This is a genomic window from Stanieria cyanosphaera PCC 7437, from assembly GCF_000317575.1.
Lineage (GTDB): Bacteria > Cyanobacteriota > Cyanobacteriia > Cyanobacteriales > Xenococcaceae > Stanieria > Stanieria cyanosphaera.
Window position 1 is genome coordinate 1,805,790 of record NC_019748.1, and the last position, 20,071, is coordinate 1,825,860.

The 20,071-nt window shown below is 35.4% G+C and carries 21 protein-coding genes and 1 riboswitch; of the genes, 9 read left to right on the plus strand and 12 right to left on the minus strand.

The genetic code is table 11. The features are described from left to right. Positions 1 to 3: 3 nt before the first annotated feature. On the plus strand, positions 4 to 669 hold the full coding sequence (locus STA7437_RS07845) for a phosphatase PAP2 family protein (protein WP_015192845.1): 666 nt from the start codon (positions 4 to 6) through the stop codon (positions 667 to 669). Positions 670 to 735: 66 nt separating this feature from the next. Here STA7437_RS07845 and STA7437_RS07850 read toward each other — a convergent pair whose 3' ends face one another. Next, a complete protein-coding gene (locus tag STA7437_RS07850; RefSeq protein WP_015192846.1) occupies positions 736 to 1,407 on the minus strand; it encodes a pentapeptide repeat-containing protein in 672 nt (223 codons plus the stop codon). Between the two features lie 163 nt (positions 1,408 to 1,570). Here STA7437_RS07850 and STA7437_RS26515 point away from each other — a divergent pair, with 163 nt between their 5' ends. The 3 genes from STA7437_RS26515 (at position 1,571) to STA7437_RS07860 (ending at position 2,317) form a co-directional block, all read left to right on the plus strand. Continuing rightward, complete coding sequence (locus STA7437_RS26515) at positions 1,571 to 1,708, plus strand: hypothetical protein (protein ID WP_171815444.1); 138 nt, start codon at positions 1,571 to 1,573, stop codon at positions 1,706 to 1,708. A 103-nt stretch (positions 1,709 to 1,811) separates the two neighbouring features. Then, positions 1,812 to 2,033, plus strand: coding sequence for a hypothetical protein (locus STA7437_RS07855; protein ID WP_015192847.1), 222 nt, complete (start codon positions 1,812 to 1,814; stop codon positions 2,031 to 2,033). Further along, entirely contained in the window at positions 2,033 to 2,317 is a 285-nt protein-coding gene (locus tag STA7437_RS07860) for a type II toxin-antitoxin system RelE/ParE family toxin (RefSeq protein WP_015192848.1), read from the plus strand. The genes STA7437_RS07855 and STA7437_RS07860 overlap by 1 nt, the downstream gene beginning before the upstream one ends. A gap of 76 nt (positions 2,318 to 2,393) precedes the next feature. Here STA7437_RS07860 and STA7437_RS07865 read toward each other — a convergent pair whose 3' ends face one another. The 5 genes from STA7437_RS07865 to STA7437_RS07885 form a co-directional block, all read right to left on the minus strand. Beyond that, the gene (locus STA7437_RS07865; RefSeq protein ID WP_015192849.1) at positions 2,394 to 2,831 is read right to left on the minus strand and encodes a YidH family protein; all 438 of its coding nucleotides are present in this window, start codon (positions 2,829 to 2,831) and stop codon (positions 2,394 to 2,396) included. A 204-nt stretch (positions 2,832 to 3,035) separates the two neighbouring features. Continuing rightward, a complete protein-coding gene (locus STA7437_RS07870) occupies positions 3,036 to 3,659 on the minus strand; it encodes a hypothetical protein (protein ID WP_015192850.1) in 624 nt (207 codons plus the stop codon). 66 nt (positions 3,660 to 3,725) lie between these two features. Next, positions 3,726 to 4,403: a cadmium resistance transporter gene (locus STA7437_RS07875; RefSeq protein ID WP_015192851.1), complete on the minus strand. Its 678-nt coding sequence runs from the start codon at positions 4,401 to 4,403 to the stop codon at positions 3,726 to 3,728. 251 nt (positions 4,404 to 4,654) lie between these two features. Beyond that, positions 4,655 to 5,386, minus strand: a complete 732-nt coding sequence (locus STA7437_RS07880) for a cadmium resistance transporter (RefSeq protein WP_015192852.1) — start codon at positions 5,384 to 5,386, stop codon at positions 4,655 to 4,657. 12 nt (positions 5,387 to 5,398) lie between these two features. Continuing rightward, a complete protein-coding gene (locus STA7437_RS07885) occupies positions 5,399 to 6,889 on the minus strand; it encodes an APC family permease (protein WP_015192853.1) in 1,491 nt (496 codons plus the stop codon). A 374-nt stretch (positions 6,890 to 7,263) separates the two neighbouring features. Between STA7437_RS07885 and STA7437_RS07895 the strand changes: the two genes are divergently transcribed. From STA7437_RS07895 to STA7437_RS07905, 3 genes are all read left to right on the plus strand, one after another. Beyond that, entirely contained in the window at positions 7,264 to 8,271 is a 1,008-nt protein-coding gene (locus tag STA7437_RS07895; protein WP_015192854.1) for a sulfate/molybdate ABC transporter ATP-binding protein, read from the plus strand. A 73-nt stretch (positions 8,272 to 8,344) separates the two neighbouring features. Beyond that, on the plus strand, positions 8,345 to 8,929 hold the full coding sequence (locus STA7437_RS07900) for a Crp/Fnr family transcriptional regulator (protein WP_015192855.1): 585 nt from the start codon (positions 8,345 to 8,347) through the stop codon (positions 8,927 to 8,929). Positions 8,930 to 8,992: 63 nt separating this feature from the next. Beyond that, positions 8,993 to 9,853 (plus strand): prohibitin family protein, encoded by an 861-nt coding sequence (locus STA7437_RS07905; RefSeq protein ID WP_015192856.1) that lies wholly within the window; start codon positions 8,993 to 8,995, stop codon positions 9,851 to 9,853. Between the two features lie 28 nt (positions 9,854 to 9,881). On the opposite strand, the gene STA7437_RS07910 is transcribed toward STA7437_RS07905, so the two are convergent. The 3 genes from STA7437_RS07910 to STA7437_RS07920 form a co-directional block, all read right to left on the minus strand. Further along, entirely contained in the window at positions 9,882 to 10,841 is a 960-nt protein-coding gene (locus tag STA7437_RS07910) for a LysR substrate-binding domain-containing protein (RefSeq protein WP_015192857.1), read from the minus strand. A 188-nt stretch (positions 10,842 to 11,029) separates the two neighbouring features. Continuing rightward, positions 11,030 to 12,073, minus strand: a complete 1,044-nt coding sequence (locus tag STA7437_RS07915; RefSeq protein WP_015192858.1) for a sulfate ABC transporter substrate-binding protein — start codon at positions 12,071 to 12,073, stop codon at positions 11,030 to 11,032. Between the two features lie 354 nt (positions 12,074 to 12,427). Then, on the minus strand, positions 12,428 to 13,429 hold the full coding sequence (locus STA7437_RS07920; RefSeq protein ID WP_015192859.1) for a sirohydrochlorin chelatase: 1,002 nt from the start codon (positions 13,427 to 13,429) through the stop codon (positions 12,428 to 12,430). A gap of 63 nt (positions 13,430 to 13,492) precedes the next feature. Continuing rightward, positions 13,493 to 13,639, minus strand: a riboswitch (cobalamin riboswitch). A 333-nt stretch (positions 13,640 to 13,972) separates the two neighbouring features. Here STA7437_RS07920 and STA7437_RS07925 point away from each other — a divergent pair. Together STA7437_RS07925 and STA7437_RS07930 are read left to right on the plus strand one after the other, a co-directional pair. Then, positions 13,973 to 14,581 carry a pseudouridine synthase gene (locus STA7437_RS07925; protein WP_015192860.1) on the plus strand — a complete coding sequence of 203 codons (609 nt, stop codon included), beginning with the start codon at positions 13,973 to 13,975 and terminating at the stop codon, positions 14,579 to 14,581. A gap of 156 nt (positions 14,582 to 14,737) precedes the next feature. Then, on the plus strand, positions 14,738 to 16,648 hold the full coding sequence (locus STA7437_RS07930; RefSeq protein WP_015192861.1) for a GTPase family protein: 1,911 nt from the start codon (positions 14,738 to 14,740) through the stop codon (positions 16,646 to 16,648). A 37-nt stretch (positions 16,649 to 16,685) separates the two neighbouring features. Here the strand turns inward: STA7437_RS07930 and STA7437_RS07935 are convergent, their stop codons facing one another. The 3 genes from STA7437_RS07935 to ribD all read right to left on the minus strand — a co-directional run bounded on the left by STA7437_RS07935 (position 16,686) and on the right by ribD (position 19,883). Further along, positions 16,686 to 17,987 (minus strand): transglutaminase domain-containing protein, encoded by a 1,302-nt coding sequence (locus STA7437_RS07935; protein WP_171815445.1) that lies wholly within the window; start codon positions 17,985 to 17,987, stop codon positions 16,686 to 16,688. 314 nt (positions 17,988 to 18,301) lie between these two features. Then, complete coding sequence (locus tag STA7437_RS07940; protein WP_015192863.1) at positions 18,302 to 18,514, minus strand: NblA/ycf18 family protein; 213 nt, start codon at positions 18,512 to 18,514, stop codon at positions 18,302 to 18,304. A 250-nt stretch (positions 18,515 to 18,764) separates the two neighbouring features. Next, a complete protein-coding gene (gene ribD / locus STA7437_RS07945) occupies positions 18,765 to 19,883 on the minus strand; it encodes a bifunctional diaminohydroxyphosphoribosylaminopyrimidine deaminase/5-amino-6-(5-phosphoribosylamino)uracil reductase RibD (protein ID WP_015192864.1) in 1,119 nt (372 codons plus the stop codon). Positions 19,884 to 20,071 lie beyond the last annotated feature (188 nt).

Sequence of the window (20,071 nt, forward strand, 5' to 3'; positions counted from 1 at the left end):
ACTTTGCTGAAACAAAACCAAAATAAAGTTTTAATCTTACTGTTATTTGGTGTTTATTTACCATTACAAATTTTTGTCATACTTTTACTCGCAGTACATAATCATGAAGGTGCTTTGAGTTGGGAATTACCCATAATATTGACAATTCATGACCAAGCGGGAGAAAAATTGAATTTATTAGCAGCAACTTTAACTAATTTAGGTAGTTTTTGGACGACTACTCCTTTAGTTATTGGAATGGCTTTAAGTTTTTTAGTTGCTAAACGTTGGAATTTTTTGCTTTATACAGTTATGACTTTCTTGGGTGCTATTAGCATTAGCTATACAGGGAAAATCATTATCCATAGAGCCAGACCTCGTTTATGGGAATTATTTTATCAGGTAGGAACGGATTATTCTTTTCCTAGCGGTCATGCTATCTCTAGTATGTCTTTTGCTCTTATTTTAATAATTTTGACTTGGAATAGCTCTTGGCGTTGGTTAGTTGTAATTTTTAGTAGCTTATTTGTTATCAGTATTGCTTGGACGCGCCTTTATTTAGGAGTTCATTATCCTAGCGATATTTTTGCAGGTTGGATGATTGCACTAGCTTGGACAATAGCAGTGGTATTGATGGTCAAGGTATTTTTAATGAGATTGAGCGACGAAAATTTAGAATATGATCGCTGATCAATTTAAGGATACAATTCAAGATGGGCATTGCCCACCTTGCTATCTATACCTTGATAGTTCTCTTTAACGAATTAGCATTGCAGTAGGTAAAATTGCATCTTCTAAATCTGCTCCTTTCAAGTTTGCTCCCTGTAGGTTGGCAGATGCTAAGTTAGTTTTTTCTAAATCTGCTTTTTGTAAGTTTGCGCCTGCCAAATTTGTTCCTGCTAAATTTGCTTTTTCTAAATCTGCGTCAAAGAGATTTGCTCTTTCTAAATTTGCTCCTGCGATATTAGTTTTACCTAAGTCTGCTCCCTGTAAGTTTGCACCTATCAAGTTGGTTTTTTGCAAGTCGGCTCTTTCTAAGTCTGCACCTTGTAAATTAGCTCCTTCTAAATTGGCTGCTTGTAAATTAGTATCTTTCAAAGATGCGCCAGCAAGATTACAACCAACACATTCATTGGTTTGTAATAAACGAGTCACGTTACTGGAGACAGATTCTCTAGGTACTATTGTTGGAGATATAATTGGCTCTGGAGTTGAAATTGGTGTAGACTCAGTAGCTGTAGGTTCAGGAGAGGGGGTCTCTCTCTTTGAAGAGATTGGACTTTGATAAAATGGCTCAGAGAAAGTTTGCTTCAATTTTGTCACAGCGTTAGCATTAGGCTGGTTAAACAAGAATAATGTTATTACAAGTACTAGACAAACTATAGTTGAACAAGCCGAAGTTAGTTTTTGGGAATATTTGGTGTTCATTGGATTTCTCCTCAGATTAGTGCTTAGATTTTTAGATATGCTGACAAATTCCTTACTGTTGAAGCTGATTGGAACTGATAGCTATGGTCAGATATCTTCAATAGTTTCTGAACTTAATACTATGGTTTCTATTTAATCAAAACAAATATTATTTTTTTTCAAAATGATAAATAGAAGTGATGGTACCTGCTTGGGGAAAAATACGCTTGGAAAATCCCCACGAGAAAAGAGTTGCGATCTCGCCCAGGCGGGAGGCGCATTCGCGATCGCTCTTAATTGTCTAGATATTACTATAGAATAAAATCAAGAGAAAGTTATTTTGAAGTTGATTCGTTTTTTTTTGAGCAGTTCTTTGATCTTCATGCTGCTATCATCAATAGCAGATAGAGTGTCGGGTCAATGTAATGACAAGCCTAGATAAAGTTTTAGATGAGGCAATGGATTTGCCACTTGAACAACAGGAAATGTTGATACAAATCCTACAACGTCGTATGATAGAACGGCGCAGAGATGAAATTGCTACTGATGCTAAAACTTCTCTAGCCGAATTTAGGGCAGGTAAACTAAAAGCGCAAAGTGCTGAAGAAGCGATCGCATCTCTTCGAGAATTCCTCCAGCATGAATAATGAGCAAAATAGTCGTCTCCAGTAAATTCAAGAGAGCATTTCGCAAATTTGCCCGCCGTAATACACAGTTGCAAGCACAGATTGAAAAAGCAATTGCTGGATTGTCTGATGACATCTTCAATCCATGTTTAGGTACTCATAAGCTGGAAGGAAAATTATCTGGTTTATTATCTTGCTCTTGTGGGTATGACTGTCGAATTGTTTTTGCTGTTGAAACGGAAGAAGAAAGCGGTGAAACACTTATAGTTTTGTTAGATGTTGGTACTCATGACGAAGTTTATTAAATAGCGGTCGCCCAGGCGCGATTCTCAATTTAGTCAATTCCTAAATAATTCTTTTGCTAACTAGTACTTTCTTTTATTATTCAAATACAAGGGTATTAGTTGGATCAAGAGGCAAGGTAAAAACATAATAAATAATACCTGCACCCAAAAGTACTACAGCCAAACTAAATAGCAATACCCAACGATCTGGTGGTTCGTAGGTGTCTTCATCTATATCATGACGTACGGCAAAGTAATGGTGAGTTGAAAGTAATACCGTTACCAAACCTACTAAAGAAAAAATCAATCCTAACTTCCAGCCATTACCAGGAGTAGTAGTTATGGGTGGCTTAAAAAAGCGTAGGCGGACAATGACAACACCAAAACCCATCAGAGATATTGCTGTTCGCATCCAAGCTAGATAAGTGCGCTCGTTTGCCAAGTGATCTCTAACACGGGAAGAATTTCGACGTTTTGGTTTCTCTAAATTTTCTGGCTCTTTTTCTGTTTTAATAGGTTTGAATAGTAACAGCATTAAAAAAAACCTCACTTAAAAGTCAAAAAATAGAAGTCAAAAGTCAAAAGATAGAATATTTATTATTGTTTTCTGATCTTGTTGACTGATGACTGGTCACTGTTTAGTTTTATAGTTGTAGTAGGTTGGGTTGGCGAGGAGTTCACTCTTGAGTAACGTGATTGCCTAACCCAACTAGAGTTACATTAAGTTTTGAAGCAAAAATTAATCGTCAATTGGTGCTTTGGGATATTGAATGTCAAGACTTGCTTGAGATAAATCGGGAATATCCCAGTTAATCTCTCCAGTTTTAAATACTTTGGCAGGAGGAAGATTAAATTGATAAACACCGGTATCTGGGTTGGCTTTAACTACTAACTTAGTTCCATTGAGAGCCTTAACTGCTACGGCGCTGTTCAAATCTAAACCCGCTACCTTAACATCGTTGGGTAGATAAACTCCTTCACAGTTCCAATCATCATCAGTGGTTTGACCATCTGGCAAGAGATAAAGGCTATTATCGTAAGTAGAATCACTTTTTTTAGCTTTAGAACCGTAAACGGCTAGACTTTTTCCAGTTTCGTTGCGACATTCTGTGCTTTCTTCGCCATTTTCGATAATATATTTCTGATATTGCAGTTGAGCAATTTTTTGGTTGACTTCGTTGGCATTTACTCCTTCTGGTAAAGTTTTATTCTGTTTTGCTTTTAATAGCTTGTCGATATTATTGGTTATCTCAATATAATCGGGATTATCTTGAAAATTTGGTCTGTCTGCTAAGGCTGGTTTCGCGATCGCAAAATTGAAACAGAGTAGCAAACCTAAGAAAATAGTTTTCCAGAGTTTCATGGATTTTCTCCTTTCTAATTAGTTATTAGTTATTCGTAAGGCGCGTAACGAGGAAAAAACTTTGACTTACTTGAATTGAAATGAAGGTAAGAGTTGATAAGTACCACTTTCGAGCAAAATAAAAATTCCTAAACCAATCAAAACAAAGGGGACAATACGCTTACCATATTTGGTTAAGGCACGAGCAATCAATGGATGGCGAGTTAATTGATAGGCTATGTAACACCAAACTCCGATTAAAATAAAGAAGGTTAAGAGTATGATTCCTAGATCGGCTAGATGACTACGAGCAAACAATGGTACATAAATACCAATATTATCTCCACCATTGGCAAAGGTGACTGCTGCAACTTGATAAGTTTGTGGTGCAATTACCACCAATAAACTTTTAAAGATCCCCTTACTAAAAATTGATTGGCTTCTTTCTAGGTGGTGAACATCTGAGACTGTTTGAATTTCCTGCTCATCTTTTTTGCTGCTAATGAGATTAGTAATTCCAATGATGATCGGAACGATCCCTAGTAATCCGATCCAAGGTTTCGGTAAGATTAAACCACCAAAGAAACCAGGAAGACTAGCTATTACTAAAGCAACAAAACCTAAATACTGACCTACTACAATGTGTCGGCGACGAAAAGAGCGATTGGTTTGGGAAAAAAACAGCATTAAGATAATGATGTCATCGATATTAGTTGCGATAAATGCTGTACTTCCTGCGACCGCAGTTCTTACCCACCAACTCATAATATAGTAGTGATTACCTCCCTAGTGCGAAAAGTAAAAAGTAAAAAGTAAAAAGCGTCCTGAGTGAAACGAAGGATCAAAGTCTTTTTTAAACTGATGTTTTATCCCAAATACGGATAAGAGTGTTGAAATCAAAGAATTGGTGCAATAAAAAAGATTTTATTCCCTATTACCTCTTACTTATTACCTAACCTCATCTTTAATTCTAAGTATTCAACCGAACTCGATTTTATCTATTCCTTCTGTACCATTTACTTATCTAATTGGGTTGTGGATTCAGTAATTTCACAAAGTTGCTCGTCATTTTTAGTTAAACTCATTAAAGCAAAACTGCTAGCCAGCAGAGCTATGACAGTTAAAGTAGGATTGGATAAAGTTTGGCTATCTAGCAAAATCAAAACACCCAAAGCAATCAGGACAAAAGGAATTAAATTGTTGCCATAACGGGTTAATAACTCCGCGATCGCTTTGGTTTTAGTTAGTCTATAGGCAGCGTAACACCAAATACCTACTAATAACCAGAACTCGCCGATAATTACCAGTAAACTCGACCAACTACTATTCGCAAATAATGGTACATAAATACCGATATTATCACCTCCATTAGCAAAAGTAACGGCTGCTACCCCATAGGTTTGAGGAGACAGAAAACTAAAGAAAGAAGATTCTGAAGCTGATTTAATTGCTTCTTCCTCTTCAAAATCATCGGTTTTTTGCTCTAATAAACGACTAATACCAATGACAACAGGAAGAATTCCTAATAATCCAATCCAAGGTCTTGGTAAAATTAGACTGCCAAAGAAACCAGGAAGACTAGCTAAAACTAAGGTAGTAAAACCAAGATATTGACCTGCTACGATATGTCGGCGACGAAATGAACCATTTACCTGAGAAAAAAAGAGTAGCAAAATAAGAATATCATCTAGATTGGTCGCACAAAAGGCAGTTAAACCTGTAGGAATTGCCGTAACTAATTCACTCATTATTGTTGCTCCTTAATCTTCGTATGGGTAATTTCTGGTTGGCATTGAAGGAACTGTTTCTGGAGTAGCAAACTGTTCGTGAATTTCTTCCATGCTTCGCTTCATCGACCTAGTAATTGCTGGAAAACGAGAACGTTGAAAGATGAACCAGCCAGAAGTTAAAGTGATATAAATTAAAAACAAGTAAGGAAAAAGATTGTAAGGAGCTTCTGGAGGTGGGAAAAGTTTGCTACCAGGAATTCCCACACTTCCCAGAAGAGGAATCATCATAAAAGCGATCGCGCTGATGGAAAAAACTACATCTTGAAGACGAAGTTTTCTAATTTTATGTAGATAGATAGGTGCAGCAAGAGAAATCAAAATGTAGACGGTTAAAAATCCGTAACTGCACATTGCTCCCAAATAACCCATACTTTCAAACAATTTGATCTCAAATAGAGATAAAAAAGCAGGAACTAAAAATACTAAAAATGAACAAATAGTGACAGCAACATGAGGTGTTCGGTTGGCTAAATGAGTTGTACCCAATGAGGCATGAAACAAACCATGACGTGCCATCGAGAAGAAAATTCGGGCTGCGGGATTGATACTACCAAGAACACAGGCAAAAAAGCTAAATAAAGCTCCAAATCCAATTAATTCTCCTAACCAACCTATTCCCATCTCACGAGACAAAAAACCAAGGGGTTCTTCGACTTCAGCAATGGACATTCCTGTACTGCTAAAACCCAAAACTTCAACATAGGTCATCACAATAAAGAACAAACCTGCCAAAATAACGCTACCCATCACTGCTTTGGGGATCGTTTTTAAAGGTTTTTTAGCTTCATGTCCTAAAGAAGTAGCACTCTCAAAACCAGAAAAACCAAACATAACCAAAACCAGCCCCGTTGCCAAATGACCTGGTGTTACTCCTTCTAGAGTTAATTGAGACATATCTAAAGCAAAACCTTGATGTTGCCAAATGACAAACCCTAACATCAGAATTAGCAACAGAGATATTCCTTCTATCCACAGCATCGCCATAGCTGAGAGTTGAATATCTTTATAACCTGCATACCAAGAAATTCCTGCACCAATTGACAGCAAAGTTATGCTAGAAGGATGAATTCCTAGATGACCGAATAAAACAGCGCTAAAGCTAGCAAATCCGCACAAAACTGACATACCTGTAAATAAATAAGCCAGTACTAAACTCCAACCACAAATAACTCCTGCTGTTGGTCCCAATCCTTGAACAATGTAAGAGTAAAGCGAACCAGGAGAAGCGGAACGACTAGCAAACTGATTAATATTGATACTGACTAAGACTAAACCGATTAAACCGATTAAAAAACTCAGCCAAGTACCATTGCCTGAAAGGGCAACAATTAAACCGAGGTTAGATGCTGGTATAGTAGTGGGTGCAATAACGGCAAAAGATTGAGCTAAGACTTCTTTAAAGGATAGGCAATCAGGCTTCAAACCTTGACTGTTTTGCCTATGTTTGATTTTGCTGGTCATAATTTAGTTTCTCTAATTCATAGTTCTCTCAATTGGATCAAAAGACCCAAAATTCAACTTGTAGACCCTTTAACAGTTTTTGCCGGCTTGCTTTCTAGGGACTCTTTAACTTTAAAAAAACTATTTAATAGAATCAAATATTCTTTTTTTTTGAATTAATAAATAAAATTTATTGAAAACTTTTTTACTGTTTTTTTTCTTTGATTCCACGATAATATGATTTTTATCAGTTACGTAAATATATAGGTGATAAGTCTAATTCAGAGATCATAAGATTTTTTTGCCTAGCTTAAACTGGAAATTAATTAACTTAATTTCAATCGCGATCGTTTAAAAAAAAAATGACAATATTCGTTAACTAAATAACAATTATTATGAGTATTTTCATAGAAAAAGTATCAAAGCAATTTGGTGATTTTCAAGCTTTAAAACAGATTGATCTAGCAGTAAATTCAGGGAAATTAGTAGCTTTATTAGGACCTTCAGGCTCGGGAAAATCTACCTTATTAAGAGCGATCGCGGGGTTAGAACCTCCTGATACAGGCAAGATATTCATCAACGAGCAAGATACTACTCATCTTGATATTAGACAGCGCAATATTGGCTTTGTGTTTCAGCATTATGCTTTATTCAAACACTTAACAATCTGGAAAAACATTGCTTTTGGACTGACGATTCGCAAGTATTCTCCTTCAGCTATTAAAAAAAGAGTAGAAGAATTATTAGACTTAATTCAGTTACAAGGATTTAGCGATCGCTATCCCTCTCAATTATCTGGGGGACAAAGACAAAGAGTCGCCCTGGCACGTGCTTTAGCTGTTGAACCCCAAGTTTTATTATTAGACGAGCCTTTTGGTGCTTTAGATGCTAAAGTTCGCAAAGAACTTCGTGCTTGGTTGCGTAAATTTCACGAACAAGTTGGCGTGACTACCATTTTAGTTACTCACGACCGTGAAGAAGCAATGGAAGTAGCCGATCAAATTGTGGTAATGAATCAAGGTCAAATTGAACAAGTAGGAACAGCAGGAGAAATTTATGACCGCCCTGCTAGTCCTTTTGTGATGAGTTTTATTGGAGAAGTAAATGTATTACCAAATCATGCCGACTTTTGTCAAAAGCTGGGATTACCAAACTACGATAATAAAGTTTTTGTCCGTCCTCACGATATCGAACTATTAACTTCTCCTGATGAAAGAGTAGCGACTGGTAAATTGCAACGAGTTGTTAATTTAGGTTATCAAATTCAAGCCGAATTAATGATTGATGAAAACTTGCCTGTTTATGTTCAATTGAGTCGTGATAAATTTAGCGAATTAGCTTTACAAACAGGACAACAAGTATTTATTAAACTTAAAGAAACCAAATCCTTTGTTCACTCCTAAATAAATAAGAAAAAAACTGGTAGTGGCTAAAAGATTACCAATTTAATTAGAAAAAACTGAGCAATTATTTTATATGTTTACTTCTTCTTTGTCTAATCTTGTTGCTAAAGGTATTTACCATCGTTTTAAACGTCGTGTTACATTTCCAAATAATACAAATAATGTCTGGAAAATTGAAACAGGAGTAGTCAGAACTTTAACTTGGCTTGAAGATGGTTCAATTGTAACTTTAGGATTATGGGGACAAGGAGATATTGTGGGGCAGTCTTTATCAAAAATAGAGCCTTATACGATAGAGTGTCTTACAGAAGTAGAAGCCATTAATTTTTCTTGGCACAATGGAGAGCAGTTAACCAGTAATTTACTTAATCAAATTTATCAATTAGAAGAATTAGCTATTATTCGTAGTCATAAAAGAATTGAAATAGCACTGATCAAGTTTTTGGGTTGGCTAGCTAAAAAATTTGGTCGTCAAATAGAAACTGGATATTTAATTGATTTTCAACTTACTCATCAAGATATGGCTGAGATATTGGGAGCAACAAGAGTAACTATTACCCGCGCATTAAAAAATTTAGAAGAACAGAGGATAATCGAACGTCTTCCTCTACGTCAAATTTTGTTGCGAGAAGAAGAAGTATGGTATTACGAGATTTAAAACTAAATTTAAAATTATGTTATGTTAGGTCAACTAATTTGACCTAACAAATCTTCACTATTTATGAATATAAAATTGAATGAACAAAAACCAAATTTAAAATCAAATAAAAAAACTAATAAAGATACTTTTCTCGCCAGTAGAATATTTTTAGTTTTAACCTTAACATTTTTACTTGCTAATTGTTTGATAATCGTTCATGCAGGAGAACGAGGAGTTTTAATGACATTTGGAAAAATCCAAGAGCGAGTATTAGACGAAGGAATTCATGTAATCATTCCGATAGTTGATACTGTTGAAAAATTAAGTGTTAGGGTACAAAAACAAGAAATTTCTGCGGAAGCTTCTTCAAAAGATCTTCAAGATGTTTTTACTGATGTAGCACTTAATTGGCATATTAATCCAGAAGAAAGTAATTTAATTTTTCAACAAATTGGTAACAAAAACTCAATTGTCGACCGTATTATTAATCCAGCCGTTGAAGAAGTACTTAAAGCTGTTATGGCTGAATATACAGCAGAAGAAATTATTACTAAAAGAAGAGCAGTAAAAGCCGAAGTAGATACTTTTTTGACCGAAAGACTCACTCCATATCATCTTGCGGTTGATGATATTTCTCTAGTTCATGTTCACTTTTCTGAAAGATTTGGTGAAGCAGTAGAAGCTAAACAAATTGCCGAACAGGAAGCAAAAAGAGCAGGATTTATGGCAATTAAAGCAGCAAAAGAAGCCGAAGCTAAAGTGAATTTAGCCAGAGGAGAAGCGGAAGCTCAAGGATTAATCCGTACAACTTTAAATAATGAACTTTTGAAAAAACAAGCAATTGAAAAATGGGATGGTAAACTACCTTTAATTATGGGTAATGACCATACCAAATTATTAGAGTTGGAATTAGATAATTTTATAAAAAATCGTGACAAATAAAAGTAAAAAAATTTATTATTTTTATTAATCATTCGTGTTTTCTAACTTCAAATAAAGCTCTAATATTTTTAGTTTCTTGTTTCATCAAAATTGTCTCAAAAGCCTTAGATATTTTCGTTTGAAAGCGTTGACGATGTTTGATTAATAAAACAGGTCTAATAATATCAAAAGTTATATCTTGAGTTGGATGTTCAATTTTGACACAATTGAGCGTAGAAAATTGGATTTCTTTCTGAACCATTAACTCAGGAACTGCTGCTGCTCCAACACCTTTTTCTACTAATGTTTTAATCATCTCGCTACTATTTAAAACAAACATTACCTTAAGTTTGTTAGGTGCAATTCCCCATTTTTGTAAAGCTTGCTCAAACATTTGTTGAGTTCCCGAACCAGGTTCTCGCATAATCCAAGTTGTAGTTGTCAGTTCTCTAACATTAATTGTTGTCCGTTGAAACCAAGGATGAGATTTACCAACCACAATTTGCAAGCGATCGCTTCCTACTATTTTTTGTTCTAAACTATTTTGTAGTGATAGCTTAACTTCTCCCGCAAATAAGCCGAGATCAAAATGTCCTGTTACTGTTCCCGTCACAATTTTTTCAGCATTAGCAAGGGTGCAATTAATTGAAAGATTGGGATATAGTTGTTTAAACTTACTAATCTTTTGTGGTAACCAATAGTTGCCAATAGTAAAACTTGCTCCTAATCTTAATTCTCCTCTTTGCAAATCGTTTAACTCTTTTAATGCTCGCTCTGTTATGGCTACCTGATCAAGAATTTTTTGTGCCTCTAGATGTAAAAGTTTTCCAGCTTCCGTAATTTCAATATGACGACCAATGCGATGAAATAATTTGACACCATACTCTCCTTCCAAATTTTGAATTGCAGCACTAACAGCAGGTTGAGTAATATAGAGAGCATCGGCAGCACGAGTAAAATGCAAATGTTCTACTACAGCTAAAAAAATTCTTAACTGCTCCAATGTCATTAGGCATCTCCGAAAATAAGATCAGTAACAGGTAATAAGTAATAGAAAGTAGAGGGAGACAAATTAAAGCTGATAGCTGATAACTAATGACTAATAACAATCAACTCAGTAATATGTGTGAGAAGCTAGTGTTGTGTTCAAGAGTGATCAACAAAAATTGGCTCGGACTAATTTTCTAGTTAATTAAATTAGTATTTACTTGCTTGAGCAAGAATTTGATCGAAAATAGCTCCATCTTCAAAAAATTTGCTTTGAATTGAGTCCCAACCACCTAAATCCTCTACAGTAAACAGATTATTAATAGTTGGATATTGAGAAGCAAACTCTTGAGCTACTGTAGAATCAACAGAACGAAATCCAACTTTAGCGAATTCTCTTTGTGCTTCAGGAGTAAATAAATACTGAACGAAGGCTTCTGCTACTTCCCGATTGCCATGTCTGTCAACATTTTCATCAACAACGGCAACTGGATTGTCAATCGAAATATTGTAATCTGTGGGTACTAAATAAGGTAAATTTTCACCCTGTTGATTGGCTAACAATACTTCGTTTTCATAATTAATTAAGACGTTACCCTGGTCTTGGTTAAAGAAAACTTCACTAGCTTCACGAGCATCTTTAGGTAGTAAGGGTACATTTTGAAACACTTTACCAATAAAATCTGTAGCTTGTTGTTCGCTTCCTCCTGCTTGAGTCACAGAACCCCAAAGTGCTAGAAAATTCCAACGTGCGCCACCAGAGGTTTTGGGATTTGCAGTAACTACTTGAATCCCGTCGTTAGCTAAATCAGACCATCCACTAACAGCAATGGTGTCATCACGTTTGACCAATGCAGCAACAGACTTGGTAACAATTGAACCGTTTGGAAATTCTTGTTCCCAACCAGGTTGAATTAATCCTCCTTCTTCAATCTTCTTAGTATCAAGAGCAAGAGCTAAAGCAACTACATCTGCTTCTAAACCATCGATAACAGCACGGGTTTGCGAACCAGAACCTCCATAACTTTGATTGAAGTTAACAGTTTGTCCTGTTTTTTCCTGCCATTGCTTAGTAAAGTTGGCAATGATGTTTTTGTAAGCATTTTCGGTAACCGCATAAGATACTAACGTTAATTCAACGGCGTTGTCAGCAGTAGCCCTAGTTGTTTTGATAGCCGAGCCAGAATAAATAACGATCAAACTAATAATTGCTCCAATCAAAAAGAATTTTTGGAGCTTAGGCAGTTTTTGCATTACTTTATTATTTGCTAAATGTCTAATCAGGATCGAATTATAAATTATTTTCAATACAAATTCAATTTTTTTTTAGTTCAAATAGAAAGTAAAATTATCATGACAGGATTCACATTTTCAGCAAAGTTATGTTCTCCTCCTCAAAAAAAAATTAACCCTAACTAAATTAGTCAGGGTTTTAAGTTTCAAATTTTTCATTCTTTAAGATTTGCTTAAAGCTTAGAACGTACTAGTAAAAAAGAGTCCCCAAATACTACCAGTTACTCCCACAGCAATTAAAATATTACTGAAAAATCGTCCTACTGACGTGTCGCCGACACATCTCTACTGGTAAGTGGTCACCGGTAACTGAATTTAAGGTGTGTTCCAAATGCGCTGGTGATAATCTTCTAACTTGGCGTAGGGATCGTTGTTCCCATGATGGTGATGGTGTCCATAATCATGGTGATGATGGTGTTCATGCCCATGTCCATGATCTTTGTCTGTAACAGCGAGGCGAAATTTGCACATTTCACAATTCATGGCAACTTGACCTAACTGCGCTTCAATTTCTCGCTCTCTAACTATTTGTAGCAATTGGGAAGCAATACCCATTTCTGGTAAACAAGTAAAATCTAGATCGGGATATTGTTCTTGCTGTTGAGCGGTAAAATTAAAGATTTTTTCGACTAAAGTACCTGTAAATAAGAAATAGGGCAAGACTATCACTCGTTTTGGTTGATACAAATAAGCCCGACGGAAACCTTCTTCTAAACGAGGATGAGTAATACCAATAAAACAAGTTTCTACTGTTTTGTAACCACTACCTTCCCAGATAATTCGAGCTATTTTGCAAACATCTCCGTTAGCATCAGGATCACTTGAACCTCGACCAACAAATAAAAGTACTGTATCAGCACGGGATATATTTCGGGGGTTGTGTTTTGGTTCATCTAATGCTGCTAAACGATCGCGCCATAGTTCTATAATTTTTGGAGTAATGCCAAAGTGACGACCATAATTAAAGCTTAACTGAGGATAAAGCGATCGCGCGCGATCCAATTCGTTAGTGACATCAAATTTGTTATGTCTAGCAGCAAATAATAAAATTGGCAAAGCAGTAATTTCGTTATAACCTCGTTCCAGACAAGTTTCTACTCCCTGTTGAATAGTTGGTTCGGTTAGTTCTAAAAAACAGGGAATAACTGGACGGGAAAGGTCTAATTTTTGATAAGTTTCAACAAAGTCGAGGAAGGTTTGTCTTCCTTGTTCGTTTCTAGTACCATGACCAATTGCCAGTAAAGGTTTTGCCTGTGGTAGAGGCGCTAATTGAAGTGAGTTAAAAAGTGATTTGGGCAATGAATTAGAAATAACCATCTGTACCTCGCAGATCTGTTGTTGCAATGAAGTTAGTTGCTAGTTATCACGTGACACGAAAAAACTGATAACTGTTGCTCGGCGGGCATTCTGACTAAGAGATCTGTTGATAATCTCATCACAGTTGCGGGACAGCGTTGGACTTACACCAAACTTTCCCCATTACTTCTAATGACTGTTCCCATTAGAACCGATGATTTGTAATCATAACCTAAATCCGAACGCTAGAAATCAGGAATAAGGTTTAAATTTACAGTCGTTTTCGATTGGATTGATCTTTTCTGCTTGATTAGCAATAATTTTGGCTGCTGAAAGAACTATAGAAAATTATCCTTTCTCACATCTCGAATCCGAAGTTAATATTAAAGCTCTAGGGCGGTCGCGTTTTCTCAACTTAATCTGGTTTGTATCCTGCCATTTGCTTATTGGACTTGGAGATCGCGGTTGAGAATAAACAATCAATCTCTCAATACTTTTATTTTTTTTACTTGTCAGAATCAATGATAATAAAAACAAGTGTTGCATAGATAACTCAACTCTTCGATGGATCGCTATATTTTGTTTTACAAACCCTATGGAGTACTATGTCAATTTACTGACAATAGTAACGATACAAATAAGCGTAGTACTCTTAAAGATTTTATTGCTGTTCCTTCCGTTTATCCTGTAGGCAGATTGGATTTAGATAGCGAAGGATTACTATTACTAACTAATAACGGAAAATTACAACATCGTCTTGCTCATCGTCAATTCGCCCATCCCCGTACTTATTTAGTTCAAGTTGAAAAAATTCCTGATCAATCTGCACTTGATCGCCTGAGAAAAGGTATTAAGATCGAAGATTATTATACTCGTCAGGCCCAAGTTCAAAAGCTAACAGCAGAACCTAATTTACCACCCAGAAATCCACCCATTCGCTATCGTAAAACAGTTCCTACTTGCTGGTTATCAATCACTCTTACCGAAGGAAGAAACAGACAAGTGAGAAAAATGACAGCAGCAATCGGTTTTCCGACTTTGAGATTAGTCAGAGTTGCGATCGCTATTACCAAAGATAAACAACTATCCCTCGAAGGTTTAAAACTAGGAGATTGGCGAGATTTAACTACCTCAGAAATTAGCTCTTTAAAAAATTTAATGCGATCAAATTAGTTAATAGTTTAATGTTTTCTATTTCCCTATCTCCCCTTCTCCCTTTCCCTTCAACACAATCAAGATCAATCAGACTTATGCCAGAGGTATATTCGATGTTGGAGACGATAGACTGAACTTACACAGATTCTTATCTAACCCTAGGATAAACAAGGCATGATACGCTTAAAACCTTGGCAGTGGGTAGTTTTAGCAACTCCGATCGCATCTATTGTTATTTTCTTTTTAATCGCAGCAGGATGGCAAATTAATCATTGGGGAATTAACTGGATTTGGGCAATTTTTACCTTAATTTTGGTTGCTTGGCGTTGGTTATTAGTGAAATGGACTAATCCTGCGATCGCACAAATTGAAGCAGTCATGACGGAAGTAAATCAGGAGTTAGAATCAACTGTAGCAACTCCCGTTACTTTGTCTACAGGCGAAGAAACCAGTCAACAAGTAGAAACTGTCTTACAAAATATTTTACAAACAGCTAGCAATGATGCACCCATCTGGGAAGATTGGAATACTTTTTGGCAAAGATGTCAAAATCTAGTCATCAATATCGCTCATATTTATCATCCTGAAGTTAAGTATCCCTTACTCAATATCTATATTCCCCAAGCTTATGGTTTAATTCGAGGGACAGTAGACGATCTCGATCTGTGGATGCAAAAATTATCTCCTGTCTTGAATCAAGTTACCGTCGGACAAGCTTATCAAGCTTATGAAGTTTATCAAAAATTAGAGCCATCTGCTCGTAAATTATGGCAAGCTTGGAATTGGATGCAGTGGTTGATTAATCCTGCTGTAGCTTTAGCTAGACAAGCAAGTCAACGTTCAAGCGATCGCGCTACTCAACAATTACTGATCAATTTAGGTCAATCTCTTCGTGAAGTCGCCTTAAGAAACCTATGCAGACAGACAGTTACACTTTATAGTGGTACAAATTTACCTGAAAGTTTTGCGCCTAGTATCCCTTCTTTACCCAAAGCCAAAACTCAAACTCTACAAAATATCTTACAACAGGCTGAACCAACAGAAATAGTCGCACAAAAACCAGTTAATATACTTTTAGTGGGTAGAACTGGTGCAGGAAAAAGTAGCTTAATCAATACTCTGTTTCAATCAGAATTAGCAGAAGTTGATGTCTTACCTAGTACCGATCAAATCAAAAATTACCATTGGCAAGCAAGCACTGGGGAAAGTTTAACCCTTTGGGATACCCCAGGTTATGAACAAATTAATCGAAGTGATTTTCGCGAACAAGTCTTAGATTATGCCGTAAATGCCGATTTGTTATTATTAGTTACTCCTGCCCTCGATCCTGCCTTGCAAATGGATTTAGATTTCCTCAAAGACATCAAAGCAGAAGTCGAAAACTTACCCACATTTACCATTGTCACTCAAGTTGATCGCCTGCGTCCAATTCGTGAATGGAATCCTCCCTATAATTGGCAAGAAGGAGAATTACCCAAAGAAAAAAACATCCGCGAAGCAGTTATCTATCGCAATGAACTTTTAGGCGAATTTTGTGATTTAGTTTTACCAGTAGTAACTAGCGATCCGCAAACTAATCGCAAAGCTTGGGGAATAGATGCCTTATCCTTCAATTTACTTGACGTACTTTCTCCTGCCAAACAACTTCGTCTTGCCCGTTTTTTAAGAGATTTAGAAACCCGTAGTGTTGCTGCTGCAAAAATTATTGACCACTATACTTTTCAAATGGCAACTACTCAAGGATTAACTACTCTATTAAAAACCCCAGTCTTACAATTTATATCTACTTTATCCACAGGTTCACCTACCTTAGCCTATATCCTCGCCGAACAAATTCCTGTCGAACAATTACCTGTTGTAATTGGAAAATTACAAATGGCTTACGATTTATTTAATTTATTAAATACTAGTAATAATCCCCTTGATTTCGATCTGCTTTCTCTGTGGCCAATCTTATTAGAAAATCCTAACCCACCAGAACGTAATGCTTGGGCATTTGGTCATGCTTTAGTTGAATATTGGACTCAAGATTTAAGCTTAGAACAATTAAGCGAAAGATTTGAATATTACTTTAATAAGAGATAAAGTTAATAATGCTAAATTTTATTAATTTGTTTTTAATTTAGTTATATTCTAAAACCGTCCAATATTGTGCATTATTAGAAAATTTAGCCACAATATTTACTTTACCATTACTAACTGGTGCAAAGCCTTGAAATGAATTACCAGAACGTTCCAAAGGCGTCCAAATTTGGGAATTAAAATCTATTACTTGGACATCTAAAGCTTGTGGTAGATCGAGCTTGAAATATACTGACTGATTAACTGGTAAATTTTGAACCAACGGTTCATAAAGATAAGCCTTGTTTTTATGAAAAGTCTCAAAATTATTTAAAGGAAATGAAGCTACATTATTATTAGCAATAATTTGATAACTAATAGCATTAATATACATTCCTGGATCAGTTTGTTTTTTAGCAAAAACTGTCAATTCATAATTGCCTGATGAAGGGAAAGCAACATTGATTATAAAATAACCATTTTTTCTTTGAATAAAATGATAATTATCTGGTAAAACTTCTGAGTTTTGCTGAACTGTTGCTGAAAGAATCACATCTTCTGGTGCTTTCAAAACTATTTCCACACGTCGATTAGTTTCAATAATTTTGGTTTTATGACTTATTATTTCTAATCCATATTTAAAAAATTGCGATGAAATTTTTGGTAGTTGCTCAAATTCTTGTTTATTATAAGGTTTAGATAATAATTGCCATGCCGAATTACTCGGAAAATGATCGTAAATAAACTGTTTAGGTGCAGTAGCAAAATAATAGGAGTTAAAATTAGGTTGAAACTGCTCATTGGTTAGTGTACCTGCACCCCAAGTAGCATCTAATAAATACCAACCTCCATCTATTTTTACTGCATTCCAAGCATGATTGGGTTGATCACCATTACCAACAGCATAACCATAGCCTTTAGCATAGCCTTCAATAATAGCAACTTCTAATCCCATTTCAATTGCCAAAGCATGATAAAGATTCGCATATCCAGAACAAACTGCTTGGCGATTTATTAATACTACTTCTGGATTGCCACTAGGATATTGTCCACTTAAAAAACCTTTAGCATCATAAGCAATATGATAGCCGACCCAAGCATAAATAATTCTAGCCTTTTCTAAATCGGTGGTTACATATTGTGATAGCAAAGAAGCTAATTCTGAAATAGATTTTCCCTGATAGTTAAGATTAGCTGCCTGACGATCTAAATTTGTGTAATTATAATTTTTAGCAATAAATTGAGAACCAATTTCTGTCGGCTTAGGATTTATTTGGGTAATAGAATTTTGATGACTATTAAATGTAATTGAATAATTGTCACTCCAAGAAATATTTGTTCTTTGCTGTTGTTTCCAGGTCAAATAAATAGATAAAATAATTGTGCAAACAATAAAATAATTTTGAATAGAGATTGAGTTTTTCTGACTTATTTTTCGGTTTAATTTTTTATGTTCTTTCTTAGTTACCATTTTAGTTGGATAAATTTTTATCTAACTACTAATTTTGCTTGAATCTAGAAAAAAACAGTGATTTTAAACAAAGAAAGAAGTGATTTTAAACCGAAGTTGTCAAAAAAATTTATTTTAGTCAGGAAAAAATAATAATAGCACTGCCACAAGGATTAAATTGCTAAACAGTGCTATAAATATGATTATTAAATTACAGAAATATTAATTTAATTATTATTTTCACTAAACAAAGCATCTACCAAATCTTTACCTTGCTCCAAAAGTAAAACCTTATAAAGATTATCTTTGTAAAGCATTTGCTTATGAAGTTGAATTGATAATTCTTGTGCTTCTTGATGAGATAAGTTTTGAACTGCATCAGCAAAAAGTTTATGACTAAATTCTTGCTCTAAGCTAAGTTGTTCGAGATGTTTATCCATGATTTTCCTAATCTAAAATTAATTCGAGAGAAAAATTGTATTTTGAAATTTTCTCTTACAAACTAGATTGATTAACTAAACTCTAATTTATTTTTATTAAGTCAAATTACATTGACTTTTGCGCAAAAATTATCGATCAATCTTTTTTTATTGTAGATACATATTTGTTGATAATTAAGAGAATTGATGTAGTGATAACCGTAACAATTTAAGATTGTATTCTTTAGTAGAGACAATTCCTGAATCGCTCTTACTTTTCAATGTTTAAATATCCCTCAATTAAAATATCCGAATCAATAGTTTGTAACTTAATATTTTCCAGTTTTAAAGCATCAGTCATTTTAATTAAACCAAGATTTCCGACTGGGGAAGGTGCAGCTTGACCCCCAATGATTTTTGGTGCGATAAATGCCATAATTTTTTGTACAGCACCATCAGCGATCGCTTGAGCAGCTAATATTCCTCCGCATTCCCATAAAATAGAAGATAATTCTCTATCGTATAAATGTTTCATCACTGATTGAGGAGTTAATGCAGTTAAACTAACTACTTCTACTCCTTTCGCCTCTAACTGATTTCTTAACTGAGAATTATTATTTGTTTCGGTAAATACTATCGTAGCTGCTTGATCGATATGCCAAAGCTGACAATCTTCTGGTAAATCTAAATTACGACTCATCACCACTCGTAAAGGATTGCGATCGCTTGTACCATGAGTAGTCAACTGGGGGTTATCTCGACGTACGGTATTACCACCAATAATTATTGCATCACAAGCACTTCTTAACTGATGAACCAAATGACGAGAAGCAGGAGTAGTTACCCAAGCACTATGTCCTGTGGAAGTAGCAATCTTGCCATCTAAAGTCATAGCATATTTAAGAATACCAAAAGGACGTTGATGAAGAATGCGATGGATAAAAGCTTCATTAAGTTGACGACAAGCTTCTTCTTCTACTCCCACAATAACTTCAATACCGCGATCGCGTAAACGTTCAATTCCTTTTCCTGATACCAAAGGGTTCGGATCTACCATTCCGACAACAACTTTAGCTACTTGTGCTGCAATCAAAGCTTCTGTACAGGGAGGAGTCCGTCCATAATGATTGCACGGTTCAAGGTTAACATAAATAGTCGCTCCTTTTGCTTGTTCTCCTGCTGCTTGAAGAGCAAATACCTCTGCGTGAGGTTTTCCTGCACCAGGATGAAAACCTTCTCCCACTATATTACCTGCTTGGACAACTACAGACCCGACTAGAGGATTAGGAGAAGTATGTCCGCTAGCACGACTTGCCAATTGTAGGCAGCGTTGCATCATCTGACAATCAAACGAAGATGATTGAGAATTGTCATTTAATTGGTTGTCCATGCTCAATTTTCCTAGTTGATCGCTATTACTCCTCCATAATCAGATTTACATATTTATATAAAAATTATCAATATTTTGGCAATTGTAATTTAAATTACTTGGGAACTTTTTAAATTGATGTTGGTCTAGCAAAAAAAAATCGGCGTTTTTTAATTAGCTAAAAGTTTTTATAAGTCAATTACAGTTAC